This window comes from Micromonospora sp. CPCC 206060 (genome assembly GCF_036906895.1).
Classification (GTDB): Bacteria; Actinomycetota; Actinomycetes; order Mycobacteriales; family Micromonosporaceae; genus Micromonospora.
On record NZ_JBAKHU010000012.1, the window covers coordinates 28,049 to 42,729 of the forward strand.

The following is a 14,681-nucleotide window of genomic DNA, read 5'->3' on the forward strand; positions in this document are numbered from 1 at the left end:
CCCTTCGTCCCGTCCCGTCAGCGGATCAGGTCGAGTCCCTCGGTGAGGTAGCTGAACCGTTCAGGGACCGGTAGCCGCTCCCCGCTTGCCCGCGCGTCCAGGAATAGGGCAACGTGGATCACCCCGCGCAGCATCGCGCGGAGGGGGTACGAGCCACTGCTGTCGAGGTAGGCGAAGACGGCGTGCAGGAACGCCCGCAGGACCGGCGGGTCGATCTCCACCTCCGACCAGCCGGTGTCGTGCACCCCGCTCGGCGCGCCGACGAGCTTCTCCACCAGCAGGATCTGCCCACAGAACATCTGCCCGGTGTTCAGGCTCCGGTCCCAGATCTCCTCGCCGGCCACCGTGAAGATCATTCCCATCCGGTCTCCCTGCTGCCGTAGCTCTCAACCTGCTGACCGGCAGCGTAGATGGATCTTCCACGCAACTGCTGGCGCCTGAGCGGTCAGACCAACTGCCGAATCCGTACCGTGGGCCGCTCACCGGCCAGGTGCCGCTGCTTGTGCTGGCGGACCTGCTCGTCCCAGACCGCCTGGTCGAGATCCGGGTCGGGCGGGATCCAGCGGTGCGACCCGTCGCTGTAGTGGTACTTCTCGTCGCCGCGTTGCAGGATGCTCATCGCATCCAACCGAGGAAACGCCGGTGCAGCCGGCCGGCCGGGACCCAGGTCAGGTCGGCGCTGGCCCGGACCAGTTGGGCGCCCAGGTAGAGGGCGAGCGAGACCGGGGCGCCGTGGAACTCCGCGTGTAGCTCGCGCTGCCGCGTCGGGCAGGGCCAGGGCAGGTCGCAGCCGCCGCAGCTCCACAACGGAAGCACCGGTCCATGGCTGGTCACCGCTCCTCCTCTCGTGGCCAGTGGCCCCGGTTGATCGGTATGCGGTGCCGGGCGTGGCAGGGCAGGTCGGCTCCGCAGCGGCAGACCCGCCGCCAGCGACGCCAGGACCAGACCGGCCGGTGCCGCCGGGCGAGGGTCAGTGCCACCGCGAGCAGGTACTCCTCGTACGAGACGCGCCTCATGTCCTTCTCTTTCCGTCAACTGCTTGACTACTCACCGCTTTCTCCTGCACAGGTTGCGGCGGTAGCCTCAGGCAGTCGACGGGTTGCGGGTTGCCATCTGACGCCGGCAACGTGCAACGACGGGAGGTGCAATGACGCGCTCGTTCGGCTCGCAGATGCGGATGCTGCGGGAAGCCCGGGGGCTTCCGCTGAGTGCTCTCGCCGAGCAGGTACCGGCTGACAAGGGGCACCTGTCCCGGATCGAGAACGGTCGCCGTAAACCCACCGAGGAACTGGCCCGGCGGATCGACAACGCCCTCGAAGCCCGTGGTGAACTGATCGCCTGCCTGCACCTGGATGTCGCCTCGGCGGTGGACGCGCGGCCGTGGGAGACCGCCGAGCTGCTACGCCGACTCCAGGCCAGCGACACGACACCGGCCACGATCGAGACCCTCCAGGTCACCATCAACGAACTCTGTTGCGAGTATGGCTGGCGTGATGCCCGTCAGTTGCGGGCCGAGGGGCAGGGCTGGTTGCGGGAGGTCGTCCGCCTGCTCCAGCAACCGGTCGGACTGGTGCAGCACCAGGATCTGTTGGTGTGCGCCGGTTGGTTGGCTCTGCTGATCGGGTGCGTCGAGTACGACCTCGGAATGCGCGCTGGTGCGGAGGCGACGCGGGTTGCCGCCCGACGACTCGGCGAGGAGGCGGGGCACGCGGGGATCACCGGCTGGGCGTGGGAGATGAGCGCATGGTTCGCCCTCACCCAGTCCCGGCACACCGCCGTGCTCGCCGCTGCGCGCGCCGGGCAGGAGGTTGCCGGTTCCACGCCGGTCACTGTCCAGCTCATTGCGCAGGAGGCCAAGGCCCTCGGCCGGCTCGGCGACATCAAGGGTGTACGCGCAGCCCTGGACCATGGCCGCGAGCTGCTGGATCGCCTGCCGGCCGCCGACCGTCCGGACAACCACTTCGAGGTCGACCCGGCAAAATGGTTGTTCTACGCCATGGATGCCTATCGGCTCGCCGGGGATGATGTACTGGCTGAGCACTACGCCCGTGAGGTCATCCGGAACGGCGTGGCGCCGGACGGGAGCGAACGTTCACCGATGCGGTCGGCTGAGGCTCACCTGACTCTGGCGGTGACGGCGGCCCGTTCCGGCGACCTGGAAAAGGCGGTCGGCACCGGCATCACGGCCTTCAGCGGTACCCGCCGCTCGCTGCCCTCGCTGCTTCTGCTCGCCGGTGAGGTGGACGTCGAACTGCACCGTCGCTATCCCCACGAGCAGGCGACCGCAGAGTTCAGCGAAGCCCTCCGGGCGCTCCGCTGACCAGGTGCGTCATCGTCGGCGAGGAAAAGCGCCTCATGCCATTCTTCCGCGCAACTCAACCTGCTGACGTTGGGGAACGAACAGGAAAGTTGGCCCCGAAGCGCCGGCGACGGTTATGGCTGCTGTCGGCGCTGTGCTGCCGCCAAGGCCAGGTCCGTAGCCGGGGTGCGCTTGCCCGTACGCCACGTCTCGATCATCTGGTCACGTCCCAACGCGGACGTGCCGAACAGCAACGACTCGTCGTGACCGACGATCATCTGAGCCCCGCCGAAACCCAGCTGCCAGACGTACACCGCACGCTCACCAGGCAGGCGTTCGATGCCGAACTCAAGGCCTGACTGCAGCATGTCGAGGTACTGCTCGCCGAGCACGGCCAGCAGCTTCTCCTCATCGGTCAACGCGCCCGTGCCGCTGGCCACCCGACCACGCGGTCCAGGTACCTCCGGCGGATCGACCTCGTCGAGATCACGCGGCGCACCGCTGGACTGCACCAGGAACACCAGATGCTCCTTCAGCTTCCGGCGCACCACATTGCCCACGACCTCCGACCCGCCCATCGCCAGCGGTAGCTTGAAACCGAAGCATTCGTCGATCGCCGGTTCACCCAGGGTCGCCACCGCGTCGTCATAGCACTGACGTTGCAGCCTCGTCAGTTGCGACTGATGATCCTCCAGATCATCGAAGATCAAGTCTGTCACGATGCCGGAGTACTCCGTGTAGAAGCCGTAGCGGTACAGCGCGAGCACGTAGGTGTCGTCGTACTGGACCACGAGGTCGCCCCAGGCCGTCGTGAAGACCGGGATCGCGCCGGGATGCGACGGAAGGATCACCTCCATCACCGGCAGCAGGAGCCCCGGATCGATGAGGCGTACGAAGCCGTCCTGGGTCACGAGGGCGCCCTCATTCTTCCAGGCCTCTTCCATGCTGACCGGGACGATCTTGCCGTACTGCTCGACGACCTCGGTCGAGATGGTTCCCACTACCCGGTGACCGTACTGAAAGTGGCTCATGGCGCCTCTCTGACCGTGACGTTCGTGTGGATCACGCCTCGCAGCGATGATGGCGTACGGTGCAGCATCGCGAATACCTGCACCCCACGGCACCATGGACCCCAGGCCAGATAGAACCCGCCGGAATCTACGCAGTCCGGCGGCGTCCTGCACACCCGGGGCCTCGCGATCCACCTCGCCGGCACTCACCCCGGACCGGTAGTCACTCAGTTGGTCACCCGGGAAGCACTAGAGGGCACACCCAATGAACTGGGTGTGCCCTCTCACCTGGTCGGGGTGGCCGGATTCGAACCGACGACCTCTTCGTCCCGAAAGCGGATGGTTCGTCCCGCTCGGGATCGACGGTTGGCTTTGAGTGCTGCACAGTCAGCGCTTCGTGTCATCCGCTGTCGTTCGTTGTCGACGGCTGTCGCATGGTTTGCTGACTTCCTGCTGACGCCCGCCATGCCGTCAACGGTCGCCTTGGCTTCCTAAGCGGCCAGGCCCAGCAGCTCTCCAGCGCGGGCGTTGAAGTGCCGAACCTCGGAGAGGTTGCCGTACGGCTTCAACCGTCGTTGAAGGTCGCGCACTGTCTCGATGGCCCGAGACGAGTTGACGGACGCTGCCAGGTCGACAACCCTGGTTGCCCGCGACGCAGCGGCTTCTACGTTGGCCCGCCCGAGTTCGGCAATCGATAGCGCTGCCTCACTGAGTGCACCCCGGCGTGCCCGGCCCTGTCGTCGGGCGCCGGCTGCTGACTCGTTGGCAAAGCGCTCGATCTCTGCGGTTTGGCCAAGGTCGCGGAAGCAGTGGGCGGCTTCTCCGAAGACGTACGGCGCGTCGATGAACTTGGCCCACGCCGGTTCGTTTTCGTGCACCACGCGGCCGAACACCTGTTCCGCCTTGGCTACCGAAGCGGCTGCGGCAGTCGACTCGCCCAGGGCGGCCAGCGCTCGGGCTTCAAGAATGTGCAGGTCGGCAATGCATGCGGGTGAGTCGGCGTCAGTCACGCCGCGCCGGCCGGCGCGGGCCAGCATGAGGGCTTCCCTCGGGTACCCGAGCAGGTTGGCTTGGTCGGACATCCCGGCGAGCACATGAGCGCCGAGGGCGGCACTGTTCGCTGCCTGCGCCAGGCGTAGGGCTTGGATGAGATACCGCTGTGCTAGCCCGTGCTCTCCGTCGTCGTACGCCATCCAGCCGACAAGGTAGGACTGTTCGGCCGCAGCTTCGTAGAGTGCCTGCTGAACGGCCGGCTCGTGCTCGCGCTTCAGCAGCGGCAGAACATAGCTCTGCATGTACTCCACCAGGGCGGTGCGCGCATGCCCACCGCCGCGCATTACGTCCATGTCCTGGAAGAGCGCGAACATCTCCCGGATGCCGGCTACCTGACGCATGCCGACCTGTCGAGGGCCACGCTCGGTAGAGGTCTCATCAAGGGTGGACAGGAGCCAATCTCGGCTTGGCGCTCCGAGGGCGGCGAGTACGAAGGGTGCCTTCACGATGTCGCGTCGTCTCACGTCGGCTCTCCCGAGTTCGATGATCGTGTCGACAGCGGTGCGGGGGTTGTCCGAGTACTGCAACCCGCGTGACGCAAGGGTTTCTTCCTCCGGCATGCCGAAGTCCGAAGGGCTTACCCGGCGCCCGAGTCGTTCTGAGAGTGCCTGTGCAAGAAGCATGGGGACAGGCGAGCGAGGCTTCTCCCCGCGCTTCACCCACCGGTTGACCGCCGTGTAGTCGTACCGCAGCGCCAAGCCTTCGTTGGCGCCCAGGTCGTTGATGCGTCGCGCGAGCCCTGCCCACGAGAAGCCCGCTTGCACGACCAACGCGGCAAGTTCCTCGTTCGGATCGCTCATGTAACCGTCCCTCCCCACGGGCCTACCTGGGGACGGTACCGGGCGCATCCTGGCAAGGGATACGCCCACATGACCGCGCGAACTTCACATGGGTCTTCACATGGTGTCGACCCTGGCCGATGTCGGCTTTTCTCGTTGCATGACAACGACTTCTCAGCGAAGACCCCGGATCACAGTCTTGACGGTGGCCTGCGACACACCAGCGGCGTTCGCAATCTCGGGCACGGTGTGGTCCGTCGACAGGCGTACATCACGGATGAGTTGGTCTCGCTGCTGGCGCAGTGCTTCAAGGGCTTGCGTGGCCTCGCGGAGCTGGTCGGCAATCTTCTGAAGATCAGCAAGGGTCGTCATGACCGCAGTCTACCGACTAGCCGGCTACCGAAGATACGGCTAGACAGCTACCGACTAGCCGGCTACCGTATGTCCTACGTAAGAAGCCCCGGCGGGGTGGAGCCCGCCGAGGCCAGTGCACCTAACCGGACCCCTGTCGGAGGGAAGAAAGATGCTGGTCAAGCGTAGCTCGATGCTGCCCGGAAACGGTCGTCGGCTGTCCGAGTTGTCGGAGTTGTCGGTTCGTGAGTTGGCGTTGCTGGCGCGGTCTGGCCAGCGGGAGGCGTTCGATCCGTTGTACCGGCGGTTCTCGGATCGGCTGGTGGTGTGGGCGTTGCGGCGCACCAATGACCGGATGTTGGCCGAAGACGTGGCGTCGGAGACGTGGGCGACGGTGCTGGCTTCGATCGACGCGTGGGACGACAACGGCAGTGAGGACGGCTTCGCGCGGTGGCTGTTCGGTGTCGCGCATGGCGCGTTGTGTCGGCTGACGGTGGGCCGGTGGCGTGAGGTCTGCTCCGATGATGCCGGGGTGTGGGAGCAGGCTGCTGCTGACAGCGGCAGCGATGTGGAGCCGGTGGGTAAGCAGGCGATGGTGTCCGCGCTGCACGCCGCGATCGAGACTCTTCCGGCGTTTGAGCAGACGGTGGTGCGGATGCGGCTGGATGGACAGGGTCAGTCGGAGATCGCGCGGGAGCTTGGCTGTCCGTCGAAGCAGGTCGCTATCGCGTGGGAGACGGCGCAGCGCCGGTTGCGCCGCCAGCTCGCCGACACGGTGGACGTGGAGAACTGCTCGGAGTCCGAGCGTGTGCGGCTGCGTGGCCTGGCGGAGACGCTGGCCCCGAGCATGCGTCAGGTTGCGCTGTTGCGCTTGGAAGGGCTGCGTCCGTCCGAGGTCGCGGCCCGGGTGGGCGTGAGCGCGGACATCGAGCGGCAGACGTGGCGACGGGCGAAGGACGCGCTGGCTCGGATGCTCAGCGACCCGGCCGCGGCTGCCCGGCGGGCAGCCGCTCGCGGGTTCATCCCGGCTGAGCTGCGAGAGAGGCTGCGTGCTGCTGTGTCGACCCTTCCCCCTCGTCGTCGGCAGATCGCGTCGATGCGGTTGGACGGGACGGGGCCGGCGGAGATCGCCGCCCGGTTGGGCTGCTCCCCGGGCACGGTTCGTTCCTCGTGGGCGATGGCGAAGGAGTCCTTCGCCCGTCAGGGGTTGCTGGTCGGCGCCTGATCGGCCCGGCTACACCCGGCCTTGGGGCACTGTTCGTTGATAACTCCACAGCGCGCAAGAGGCCGGCACCTCGTCTCCGTGGAGGTGCCGGCACCATCGAACCGCATGCCCCTCGTGGTGGCGGTGGAGCTGTCCCGGACGGTGACAACCCCGGTTACCGCCGGACAGTGACAGGCTTTCGCCCGGTCGGTGTCGTCTCCGGTCGCCTCCGGATGCCATCAACCTGGGAAAACGGAGGTCTGGCAGGTGTCCGACCGGGGTTCGCCTGGATTCGTCCGGACGGCCATCAACCGGGGAAAACACCAACCGGTGGTTCAGCGGTGCCGTCCGGCGCGGATGGGTTATGTGGACCGGCTGACGCCGGACTCATTTCCGAAGACCATCCCGGGGTGATCTTCGTACCCGGGTGTCCGGCACTGCTGACCAGCGCCGGCACGATACGCGGGGTGTCGGCTCGGACCCGTTCGAGTCCGGGCCGGTCCGGTCACGAACCGGACCCGGACCCGGTGACGCCTGCCGGGTAGGTCGGTGGGTCCGGGTGGGTCCAGCATGAACCCGCCTGCCGGTCCGATCATCCTCGGGAACTCGGGTTACGACCGGTTCGTCTTCACCCTGGACCGGTCCGGCCACTGCCCGGGGCGCGCATCACCCGGCACCCCCGACTGCATGGGGGTGAGGGAACCCGCTGAACCATCTCCGCATCTCCGCATCTCCGCAGAAACCCGCCATGACCAGGAACAACACTCTGCGGAGATCCAACCGATAGAAACTCCTCAATCTCCGCATCTCCGCAGAGGGTTGCGGAGATGGCCGGTGGTTGCGGAGATGTAACCGGGGAAGGTCTTCCCATCTCCGCAACTGTTTGCCCAGCTCACAGCCCTGTTTGCGGAGATGCGGAGATGCGGAGATGGTTCAGCCCTCTCCACAACAAACGCGCCGGCCACCCGCACCGCAGCCCTTCTCAGCACAGGCACCCGGCTCCCCGCTCTCCGCACCCGCGACCCACCGACCCGTGTGGCCCCTGGTCTAAATGGCCGCAATGGTCAAAATCCGGGGCGCACAGAATTTCGACCATTCTCGCCATTTAGACCGGCGACTTACGCCGTGTCGCCCCGGGCCGGCAGACGAAGCCATCCGGCGACAACCCCGGTTGTCACCGCTCCCGCCAGCTCGCCCACGAGCGTTCCATCGTCGACCAAGTCGCGCACCGCCCGCGACCGGTCGCGCCACCGCGACCCGCCCCGCGACCGACCCGACCAGCACCAACAGCCCACGGTCGCGGGTCGCGGCCACCACCACCCACCCACCGAACCAGGCCGCCGAACACCCTCCCGGCCACCGCTGGCCGCGACCGCGACATGTAGCGGCGGGCCGCCACCAGGTAGCGCCAACGCTACATCTCCCCGCTACCGGGCCTAGCAGCCCAAACGGCCCGATGTAGCGGGTAGCGCCACCCCCGCCGACAGCCCGAAAACCCGCCCCGCAGCCCTGAACCGACCCGCAGCAGCCGCTACCGCTACCCCAGGAGGAAGCACCCGTGAGCACGGTCATCCCGTTCCCACAGCGCCCCGCCACCAACACCACCACCGGGACGGAGGGCATCCCCACCGGCCGACCCGCGCCGGTCGCCCGCGCCGTCTACACCGTCGCCGAGACCGCCGAAATCCTGTCGCTGTCCCTCGGTTCCACGTACGCCCTCGTGCGGTCCGGCGAGATCCCCGCGAAGAAGGTCGGTGGTCGGTGGCTCGTTCCCAAGGGCCGACTTCACCAGTGGCTTGACGAGCTGCCCGAAGCCACCACGGAGGACGTAGCCGCCGAACTGGACCGCATCGAACGCACCGCACAGCGCCAGCACCGCCGCAACGGCGCATGACCCACCGACAGAACTGACACAACCGCCAGAACCCCCAGCCGACCAAGGTTTTGTCAGTTCTGGCAGTTCTGTCACGCCATCTCTGGCGCCCCGCAACACCGCACGACACCCCCGCGCGTGCTGCTAGGTCTAGCCCCACCACCCGCTAGACCTAGCAGCACCGCTAGCAGCCCACCCCCGCCCGAACAGCCGACTAGCCGCCTATCCCCACCACCAGCCACCGGCCCACCACCCCCGCTGAACCACTCATCCCCGCCGGTGGTTCAGCCAGGGCTAGACAGCGCCACCAGCACACACCAGCCCAACCCGACCAGATACACGCTCCGTAACCGAACCAAGGGTCGGCACCGACCTAGCAGGGCTGCAATCGCCAGCACCCCGCGCTGCTAGCGATAGCAGACGTGCTAGCAGCAAATCACCGGGCCTACCAGCGGGCTAGCAGATAGCAGCCCACCAGCGGAAACACCCTCAACCCCCGCCGTGAGCCCGTTTCACACCCCCAACCGCCCTGCTAGCTAGCCCACCAACCCACACCATCCGCAAGCACTCTCCGTAACAACGATCAAGGAGCAATCCTCCCCATGGGACACATCATCAAGACCCCCGCCGGCACCTACCGCGCCAACTGGCGCGACCCCGCCGGCCGACAGAAGGCGAAGACCTTCCCCACCCGCAAGCAGGCCGCCGCGTACCTCGCCGAGACCGAAACCACGGTGACGCGCGGAACGTACGTCAACCCACACGCGGGCCGTATCCGCTTCGAGGTCTACGCCAGGAAGTGGGGCGCCGGGCGGAACGACGAGGCGATGACGACCGCTCGGGACGCGTCGGTGATGCGCGCTCGTGTGCTGCCGACGTGGGGCACGGTTCCGATTGGCCGCATCGACCATTCCGCGGTTCAGGCGTGGGCCAGCGAGTTGGGCAAGCAGCTCGCCCCGGCGACGGTTCGGGAGTGCTGTCGACTACTCAAAGCGGTGTTGACGCTGGCCGTTCGTGACCGAGTGATCGGCCAGAATCCGGCCGAGGGAATTCGGCTACCGAAGCGGCGCCGAACGGATGCAGACGAGCAGGTCATCACGCGGGAAGCGTTCGCGTCGAACCTGCTGCCCGAAATCCCCGAGCGCTATCGGGCGCTGGTCGCTCTTGCCGGCGGCACGGGCCTCCGGTGGGGTGAGTGCATCGGGCTGACGTGGGACGCCATCGACCTGGACGCGGGGACCGTACGGGTTTCCCGGGTAGCGATCGAGGTTGCCGGCAACGTGACCTTCAAGCCTTACCCGAAGTCGCGGGCCGGTCGCCGGGTGGTGCCGTTGCCTCCGTTCGTGGTCCGGCTTCTGCGGAAGCACGCGAACGCAGTGCCGCCCGGTCCCGCCGGGGAGGTCTTCACCAACGAGGCTGGCGGACCGATGCGGCGCACTGTCTTCCGTGCGTGGATCTGGCGTCCAGCGCTCGTCAGGGCGGGACTTCTCGGGAAGGTCGTACAGGTCGACGTGAAGCGCTGGCGAGCCACCTGGCGCGACCGGCAAGGCAACGAGGTCACCGAGGAGTTTCCGAACCGCAGGGTTGCTCGGGCACGGGTTTCCCGGTCGGCGCAGGGTGGCCTACGGTTCCACGACCTGCGGCACTCCTACGCGACCTGGCTGATATCCGACGGCGTGCCGCTGAACGATGTCGCCAGGGTCATGGGGCATGAGCAGATCTCCACCACGCTCGACCGGTACACGCACGCTTTCGATGCCGGCGCCGAGAAGGTACGGGAATCGTTCGCTGACTTTCCGCTGACTTTTGAGGCGGACGAGAGCGAAACCGGCGACTAAACGACCAGGATCTTCCATGTAGAAGATCGGCTATCCCAATGCAAAGGGCCAGGTGAGATGGTGTCTCACCTGGCCCTTTTACCTCTGGTCGGGGTGGCCGGATTCGAACCGACGACCTCTTCGTCCCGAACGAAGCGCGCTACCAAGCTGCGCCACACCCCGAGGCGTGCCGGGTAATAGTAGCCCACCCGTTCTGATGGTCAAACCGGGTACCCCCGGCCCCCGCGCAGGGCGGGGGCCGGAGGTCGAAAGCCAAAGGTCAGCGCGGGATCAGGGTGAGCAGCGACGCCTCCGGCCGGCAGGCGAACCGGACCGGTGCGGTCGGGTGGGTACCCACTCCGGCCGTGACGTGCAGCCAGGATTCCGAGCCGGGCCAGCGGTGCAGCCCCTTGGCCATGTGCCGGGGCAGACCGCAGTTGGTGACCAGGGCGCCGACCCCGGGTACGCAGACCTGCCCGCCGTGGGTGTGCCCGGCCAGCAGCAGGTCGAAGCCGTCGCCGGCCATCGCGTCGAGGATCCGGGGCTCGGGGGAGTGGGTCAACGCGATCGACAGGTCGGCCTGGGCGGAGACCGGTCCGGCCACGCTGGGGTAGTCGTCCTGCTCGATGTGCGGGTCGTCGACGCCGACCAGTTCGACCAGCCGCCCGCCGGCCTTGACCGAGGTGCGGGCGTTGTTCAGGTCGGCCCAGCCGGCGGTGACCAGCACCTCCCGCAGTTCCTCGAAGGGCAGCGTGGCACCCTCGGCGTACTCGCGGTCGGGCAGGAAGTAGCTGAACGGGTTCTTCCAGACCGGGCCGGTGTAGTCGTTGGAGCCGAAGACGAAGGCGCCCGGGTAGTCGAGCAGCGGCTGCAACGCCCGCAGCACCCCCGGTACCGCCCCGGGGTGGGCCATGTTGTCCCCGGTCACCACGACCAGGTCCGGGTCGGTGGCGGCCAGCGAGGCGACCCAGTCCTGCTTGCGGGTCTGCCCGGGGGTCATGTGCAGGTCCGACAGGTGCAGCACGCGCAGCGGCTCGGTGTCGGTGGCGAGCACCGGTACGTCGTACCGACGCAGGGTGAACAAATTGCGCTCGATGAGCGACGCGTACGCCAGGGCGGCCGCCCCGGCGGCGACTGTCCCTGCGGCGAGCCGGAATAGTGTGCGCTTTCGCATGCGGATCAGGGTAGTTTGACCGACCATGAGCACGCTGAAGGACCGGCTGACCGCCGACATGCGCGCCGCCCTGAAGGCCCGCGACGAGTTGACCACCTCGACCCTGCGGATGGCGCTGGCCGCCATCGGTAACGCCGAGGTCGCCGGCAAGGCCAAGCGGGACCTCTCCGACGACGAGGTACTGGCCGTGCTGACCAAGGAGGCGAAGAAGCGGCGCGAGGCGGCGACCGCTTTCGCCGACGCCGGCCGGACCGAGCAGGCGGCGAAGGAGAACGCCGAGGGCGAGGTGCTCGACCGGTACCTGCCGAAGCAGCTCGGCGACGACGAGCTGGCCGAGCTGGTCGCGGGGGCGCTGGCTGCGGGCGGGTTCACCGGCAAGGCCCAGATGGGCCCGGCCATGAAGGCGGCCCAGGCCGCGGTGGCCGGCCGGGCCGAGGGTGGTCGGGTGGCTGCCGAGGTACGCCGGCAGCTCGGCGTCTGACCGCCCAGCATCAGTGACGGCGCCGATTGCGCCGTACCGGACACAGAAGCGGGCGGGTACCTCCGGGTACCCGCCCGCTGTCGTTGTCGCTCCGGTCAGCCGTTGGGGCGGCCCGGCGGCCGGCCGGGGCCGGTGCCCGGGTTGCCACCGGTGTTACCACCCGTGTTCCCGCCGGTCGCTCCGCCGCTCAGCTCCAGGACGACCAGGCCACCCTTGACGGCCCGTCCCTCCGGGCTGGTCCGGGCCACGGTACCGGCCGGGCAGGTGGAGGGGACCTTGGTGTTGTCGACGGCGACCTCGAAGCCGGCGCCCTGGATGCGGGACCGGGCGGTCTCCACCGACTGGCACTTGACGTCCGGGATCGGCCGCTGGTCGCCGGTGATGGACTTGCCGTTCGGCGCCACGAAGTCGATCTTCTCCTTGCCCTTCATGGCGTCCCGCAGGGTCTCGTAGACCGGGGCGTTGATGCCGCCCTTCTCGTTGTGACCCATCTTCTGGTTGGTCTGCGGCCAGTCCGGGTCGGCCATGATGCCGGCCACGGAGAGCTGCTTGGTCATCGCCACCAGGGAGGCGCTCTTCTCCGAGTCGGTGGTACCGCTCTTGCCGGCCACCGGGTGTCCGACGGTGCCGCGCACGTTGGCGGCGGTCCGGCCCTTGCACTGCGAGGTCTTGGAGTTGTCACCCACCGGGCAGCGGGCGGCGTCCACCGCGGCCCGGGCCACCTCGGTCGCCACGACCTGCTTGCAACGCGGGTTGGCGATGTCGAGCTTCTTGCCGTCCTGGTCGCGGATCTCCTGCACCGGGATCGGCTCGCAGTACTTGCCGTCCGCCGCCAGGGTGGCGTATGCGTTGGCCAGCTCCATCGGGGTGGTCTGCGACACGCCCAGGGTGAATGCGCCCCACTGTTGGGCGCCCTTCTCCAGGTCGAGGTCCTCCTGGGTGCGGAAGGTGATGCCCAGCTTCTTGGCTGCGGCGACCACGTTCTCCGCGCCGACCCGCTGCTGGAGCGGGACGAAGTAGGTGTTCACCGAGGAACCGAACGCCGACCACATGTTGTGCGGGCCGGCCATGCTCTCGCTCGCGTTGGTCGGGCAGTAGAAGTGGGTGCCTGCGCAGGCCGCCTTGCTGCCCCGCTGGATGATGTACTCCGACTTGAACTGCTTCTCGGAGTTGATCGTGTACTGGAGCGGGATGCCCTTCTCCAGCGCGGCCACGATGGTGAAGATCTTGAACGTCGAGCCGGCCTGGTAGCCCTTGATGTCACCACCACCGGTGAGCAGCGGGTTGGTGGTGTTCGGGACGGTGCCCCGGAGCTTCTTGGCCCGCTTCTTCGGGTCGCTGGAGAGCTTGTTCTGCGGCTTCTCCGGGTCGTCGAGCTTGAAGACCCGGTTCACCGCCAGGGCACGGATCCGGCCGGTACCCGGCTCCACCCCGGCGACCATCGCCGCCTTGGTGCTGCTGACCGGCTGCGACCGCAGCACCGCCTTCTGAGCGCCGCGCTGCGCCTGTACGTCGAGCGTGGTCACGATGTGGTAGCCACCGCTCTTGAGCCGCCGCTCCCGGTCGTACGTGGTGGCGCCGAACGCCTCCTGCGACATCCACCAGCGGTAGAAGTAGTCGCAGAAGAAGCCCCAGTTGTCCTTCTTGTTGGTGTCGACGCAGCCGTTGGGGGCCCGCTTGCCCTTGACCACCAGCGGGGCCGCCGTCGCGGCGGCTGCCTCCTGCGCCGTGACCGTGCCGAGCTCGACCATGTTCTTGATGATGTAGTTGCGCCGGTCCAGCGCCTGCGGCTTGCCGCTCACCGTGGTCGGGTCGAAGGCGGTGGGGGCCTTCACCATGCCGGCGAGCAGGGCCGCCTCCTCCAGCTTCAGGTCCTTCGGGTGCTTGCCGAAGTAGGTCTGGCTGGCGGCGAAGATGCCGTACGCGCCGTTACCGAAGGCGGCGATGTTGAGGTAGCGCTCCAGGATCTCGTCCTTGGACAGATCCCGGTCGATCTGCATCGCGTACCGCATCTCCTTGAGCTTGCGGGCCGCGGTGTCCTCAGTGGCGGCGACCACGTCCTGGGGGTGGTCGGCCGAGTAGGAGATGGCCAGGCGTACGTACTGCATGGTCAGGGTCGAAGCACCCTGCTGGGAGGCGGCGCCCGAGCTGTTGTTGACGAACGCCCGGGCGATGCCCTTCATGTCGACGCCGTTGTGCTTGTAGAAGTCGTGGTCCTCGGCGGCGATGATGGCTTTCTGCATCAGCGGCGAGATGTCCTTGAGTTTGACGTCGCGACGGTTCTCGTCGTACATCGTCGCCAGCGGGGTCTTGCCGTCCGACGCGTACAGGTAGCTGATCTGCGGTGCCTTCTTCACCGTCAGCTCGCTGGGCAGCTTGTCGAACGTCTCCGCGCCGGCCTTCGCGGCCAGCCCGGACATCGCCACTGCGGGGAAGGCGGCCGCCGCGACCACCACGCCGGCCAGTAGGCCACACACAAGTAGCGATGCGGCGTTGGTCAGCACATTGTGGTCACGCTTCCGCATCCAGGTCACCTCGTCAGGGTACGTGAGTCGACAACGAGGAGCGCTCCGGCGTTCTTTCCCCATTTCCTGCCGGCGCTGGCCTCGTTGTGCTAAACGCACGACCCCTGGCACGGGG

At 67.6% G+C, this 14,681-nt stretch carries 14 protein-coding genes and 1 tRNA gene; 5 read left to right on the plus strand and 10 right to left on the minus strand.

Features of this window, described 5'->3' with window-relative positions:
* Nucleotides 1-17: 17 nt before the first annotated feature.
* The 4 genes from V6U90_RS11360 to V6U90_RS11375 form a co-directional block, all read right to left on the minus strand.
* Nucleotides 18-362: a DUF6086 family protein gene (locus V6U90_RS11360; RefSeq protein WP_334434282.1), complete on the minus strand. Its 345-nt coding sequence runs from the start codon at nucleotides 360-362 to the stop codon at nucleotides 18-20.
* Nucleotides 363-445: 83 nt separating this feature from the next.
* On the minus strand, nucleotides 446-619 hold the full coding sequence (locus V6U90_RS11365; RefSeq protein ID WP_334434284.1) for a hypothetical protein: 174 nt from the start codon (nucleotides 617-619) through the stop codon (nucleotides 446-448).
* Complete coding sequence (locus tag V6U90_RS11370) at nucleotides 616-834, minus strand: hypothetical protein (RefSeq protein ID WP_334434286.1); 219 nt, start codon at nucleotides 832-834, stop codon at nucleotides 616-618. The genes V6U90_RS11365 and V6U90_RS11370 overlap by 4 nt, the downstream gene beginning before the upstream one ends.
* On the minus strand, nucleotides 831-1,016 hold the full coding sequence (locus V6U90_RS11375; protein WP_334434288.1) for a hypothetical protein: 186 nt from the start codon (nucleotides 1,014-1,016) through the stop codon (nucleotides 831-833). The genes V6U90_RS11370 and V6U90_RS11375 overlap by 4 nt, the downstream gene beginning before the upstream one ends.
* A 131-nt stretch (nucleotides 1,017-1,147) precedes the next feature.
* Here V6U90_RS11375 and V6U90_RS11380 point away from each other — a divergent pair, with 131 nt between their 5' ends.
* On the plus strand, nucleotides 1,148-2,320 hold the full coding sequence (locus V6U90_RS11380; RefSeq protein ID WP_334434290.1) for a helix-turn-helix domain-containing protein: 1,173 nt from the start codon (nucleotides 1,148-1,150) through the stop codon (nucleotides 2,318-2,320).
* Nucleotides 2,321-2,433: 113 nt separating this feature from the next.
* Here V6U90_RS11380 and V6U90_RS11385 read toward each other — a convergent pair whose 3' ends face one another.
* From V6U90_RS11385 to V6U90_RS11395, 3 genes are all read right to left on the minus strand, one after another.
* Nucleotides 2,434-3,300 carry a T6SS immunity protein Tdi1 domain-containing protein gene (locus V6U90_RS11385; protein ID WP_334434292.1) on the minus strand — a complete coding sequence of 289 codons (867 nt, stop codon included), beginning with the start codon at nucleotides 3,298-3,300 and terminating at the stop codon, nucleotides 2,434-2,436.
* A 500-nt stretch (nucleotides 3,301-3,800) separates the two neighbouring features.
* Entirely contained in the window at nucleotides 3,801-5,162 is a 1,362-nt protein-coding gene (locus V6U90_RS11390; RefSeq protein WP_334434294.1) for a hypothetical protein, read from the minus strand.
* Nucleotides 5,163-5,315: 153 nt separating this feature from the next.
* The gene (locus V6U90_RS11395) at nucleotides 5,316-5,513 is read right to left on the minus strand and encodes a hypothetical protein (protein ID WP_334434296.1); all 198 of its coding nucleotides are present in this window, start codon (nucleotides 5,511-5,513) and stop codon (nucleotides 5,316-5,318) included.
* A 151-nt stretch (nucleotides 5,514-5,664) separates the two neighbouring features.
* Between V6U90_RS11395 and V6U90_RS11400 the strand changes: the two genes are divergently transcribed.
* The 3 genes from V6U90_RS11400 to V6U90_RS11410 all read left to right on the plus strand — a co-directional run bounded on the left by V6U90_RS11400 (nucleotide 5,665) and on the right by V6U90_RS11410 (nucleotide 10,407).
* On the plus strand, nucleotides 5,665-6,717 hold the full coding sequence (locus V6U90_RS11400; RefSeq protein WP_334434298.1) for an RNA polymerase sigma factor: 1,053 nt from the start codon (nucleotides 5,665-5,667) through the stop codon (nucleotides 6,715-6,717).
* Between the two features lie 1,537 nt (nucleotides 6,718-8,254).
* On the plus strand, nucleotides 8,255-8,590 hold the full coding sequence (locus V6U90_RS11405; protein WP_334434300.1) for a helix-turn-helix domain-containing protein: 336 nt from the start codon (nucleotides 8,255-8,257) through the stop codon (nucleotides 8,588-8,590).
* A gap of 581 nt (nucleotides 8,591-9,171) precedes the next feature.
* A complete protein-coding gene (locus tag V6U90_RS11410; RefSeq protein WP_334434302.1) occupies nucleotides 9,172-10,407 on the plus strand; it encodes a tyrosine-type recombinase/integrase in 1,236 nt (411 codons plus the stop codon).
* A gap of 85 nt (nucleotides 10,408-10,492) precedes the next feature.
* Here V6U90_RS11410 and V6U90_RS11415 read toward each other — a convergent pair.
* Nucleotides 10,493-10,569 (minus strand) — tRNA-Pro (locus tag V6U90_RS11415).
* 97 nt (nucleotides 10,570-10,666) lie between these two features.
* Nucleotides 10,667-11,560 carry a metallophosphoesterase gene (locus V6U90_RS11420; RefSeq protein ID WP_334434304.1) on the minus strand — a complete coding sequence of 298 codons (894 nt, stop codon included), beginning with the start codon at nucleotides 11,558-11,560 and terminating at the stop codon, nucleotides 10,667-10,669.
* A gap of 25 nt (nucleotides 11,561-11,585) precedes the next feature.
* Between V6U90_RS11420 and V6U90_RS11425 the strand changes: the two genes are divergently transcribed.
* Nucleotides 11,586-12,041, plus strand: coding sequence for a GatB/YqeY domain-containing protein (locus V6U90_RS11425; protein WP_334434306.1), 456 nt, complete (start codon nucleotides 11,586-11,588; stop codon nucleotides 12,039-12,041).
* A 95-nt stretch (nucleotides 12,042-12,136) separates the two neighbouring features.
* On the opposite strand, the gene V6U90_RS11430 is transcribed toward V6U90_RS11425, so the two are convergent.
* Complete coding sequence (locus V6U90_RS11430; RefSeq protein ID WP_334434308.1) at nucleotides 12,137-14,566, minus strand: penicillin-binding protein; 2,430 nt, start codon at nucleotides 14,564-14,566, stop codon at nucleotides 12,137-12,139.
* Nucleotides 14,567-14,681 lie beyond the last annotated feature (115 nt).

Coding starts and splice junctions, on each gene's coding strand:
- V6U90_RS11360 (WP_334434282.1), bottom strand. CDS start 362: ATGGGAATGATCTTCACGGTGGCCGGCGAGGAGATCTGGGACCGGAGC.
- V6U90_RS11365 (WP_334434284.1), bottom strand. CDS start 619: ATGAGCATCCTGCAACGCGGCGACGAGAAGTACCACTACAGCGACGGG.
- V6U90_RS11375 (WP_334434288.1), bottom strand. CDS start 1,016: ATGAGGCGCGTCTCGTACGAGGAGTACCTGCTCGCGGTGGCACTGACC.
- V6U90_RS11380 (WP_334434290.1), top strand. CDS start 1,148: ATGACGCGCTCGTTCGGCTCGCAGATGCGGATGCTGCGGGAAGCCCGG.
- V6U90_RS11390 (WP_334434294.1), bottom strand. CDS start 5,162: ATGAGCGATCCGAACGAGGAACTTGCCGCGTTGGTCGTGCAAGCGGGC.
- V6U90_RS11395 (WP_334434296.1), bottom strand. CDS start 5,513: ATGACGACCCTTGCTGATCTTCAGAAGATTGCCGACCAGCTCCGCGAG.
- V6U90_RS11400 (WP_334434298.1), top strand. CDS start 5,665: ATGCTGGTCAAGCGTAGCTCGATGCTGCCCGGAAACGGTCGTCGGCTG.
- V6U90_RS11410 (WP_334434302.1), top strand. CDS start 9,172: ATGGGACACATCATCAAGACCCCCGCCGGCACCTACCGCGCCAACTGG.
- V6U90_RS11420 (WP_334434304.1), bottom strand. CDS start 11,560: ATGCGAAAGCGCACACTATTCCGGCTCGCCGCAGGGACAGTCGCCGCC.
- V6U90_RS11425 (WP_334434306.1), top strand. CDS start 11,586: ATGAGCACGCTGAAGGACCGGCTGACCGCCGACATGCGCGCCGCCCTG.
- V6U90_RS11430 (WP_334434308.1), bottom strand. CDS start 14,566: ATGCGGAAGCGTGACCACAATGTGCTGACCAACGCCGCATCGCTACTT.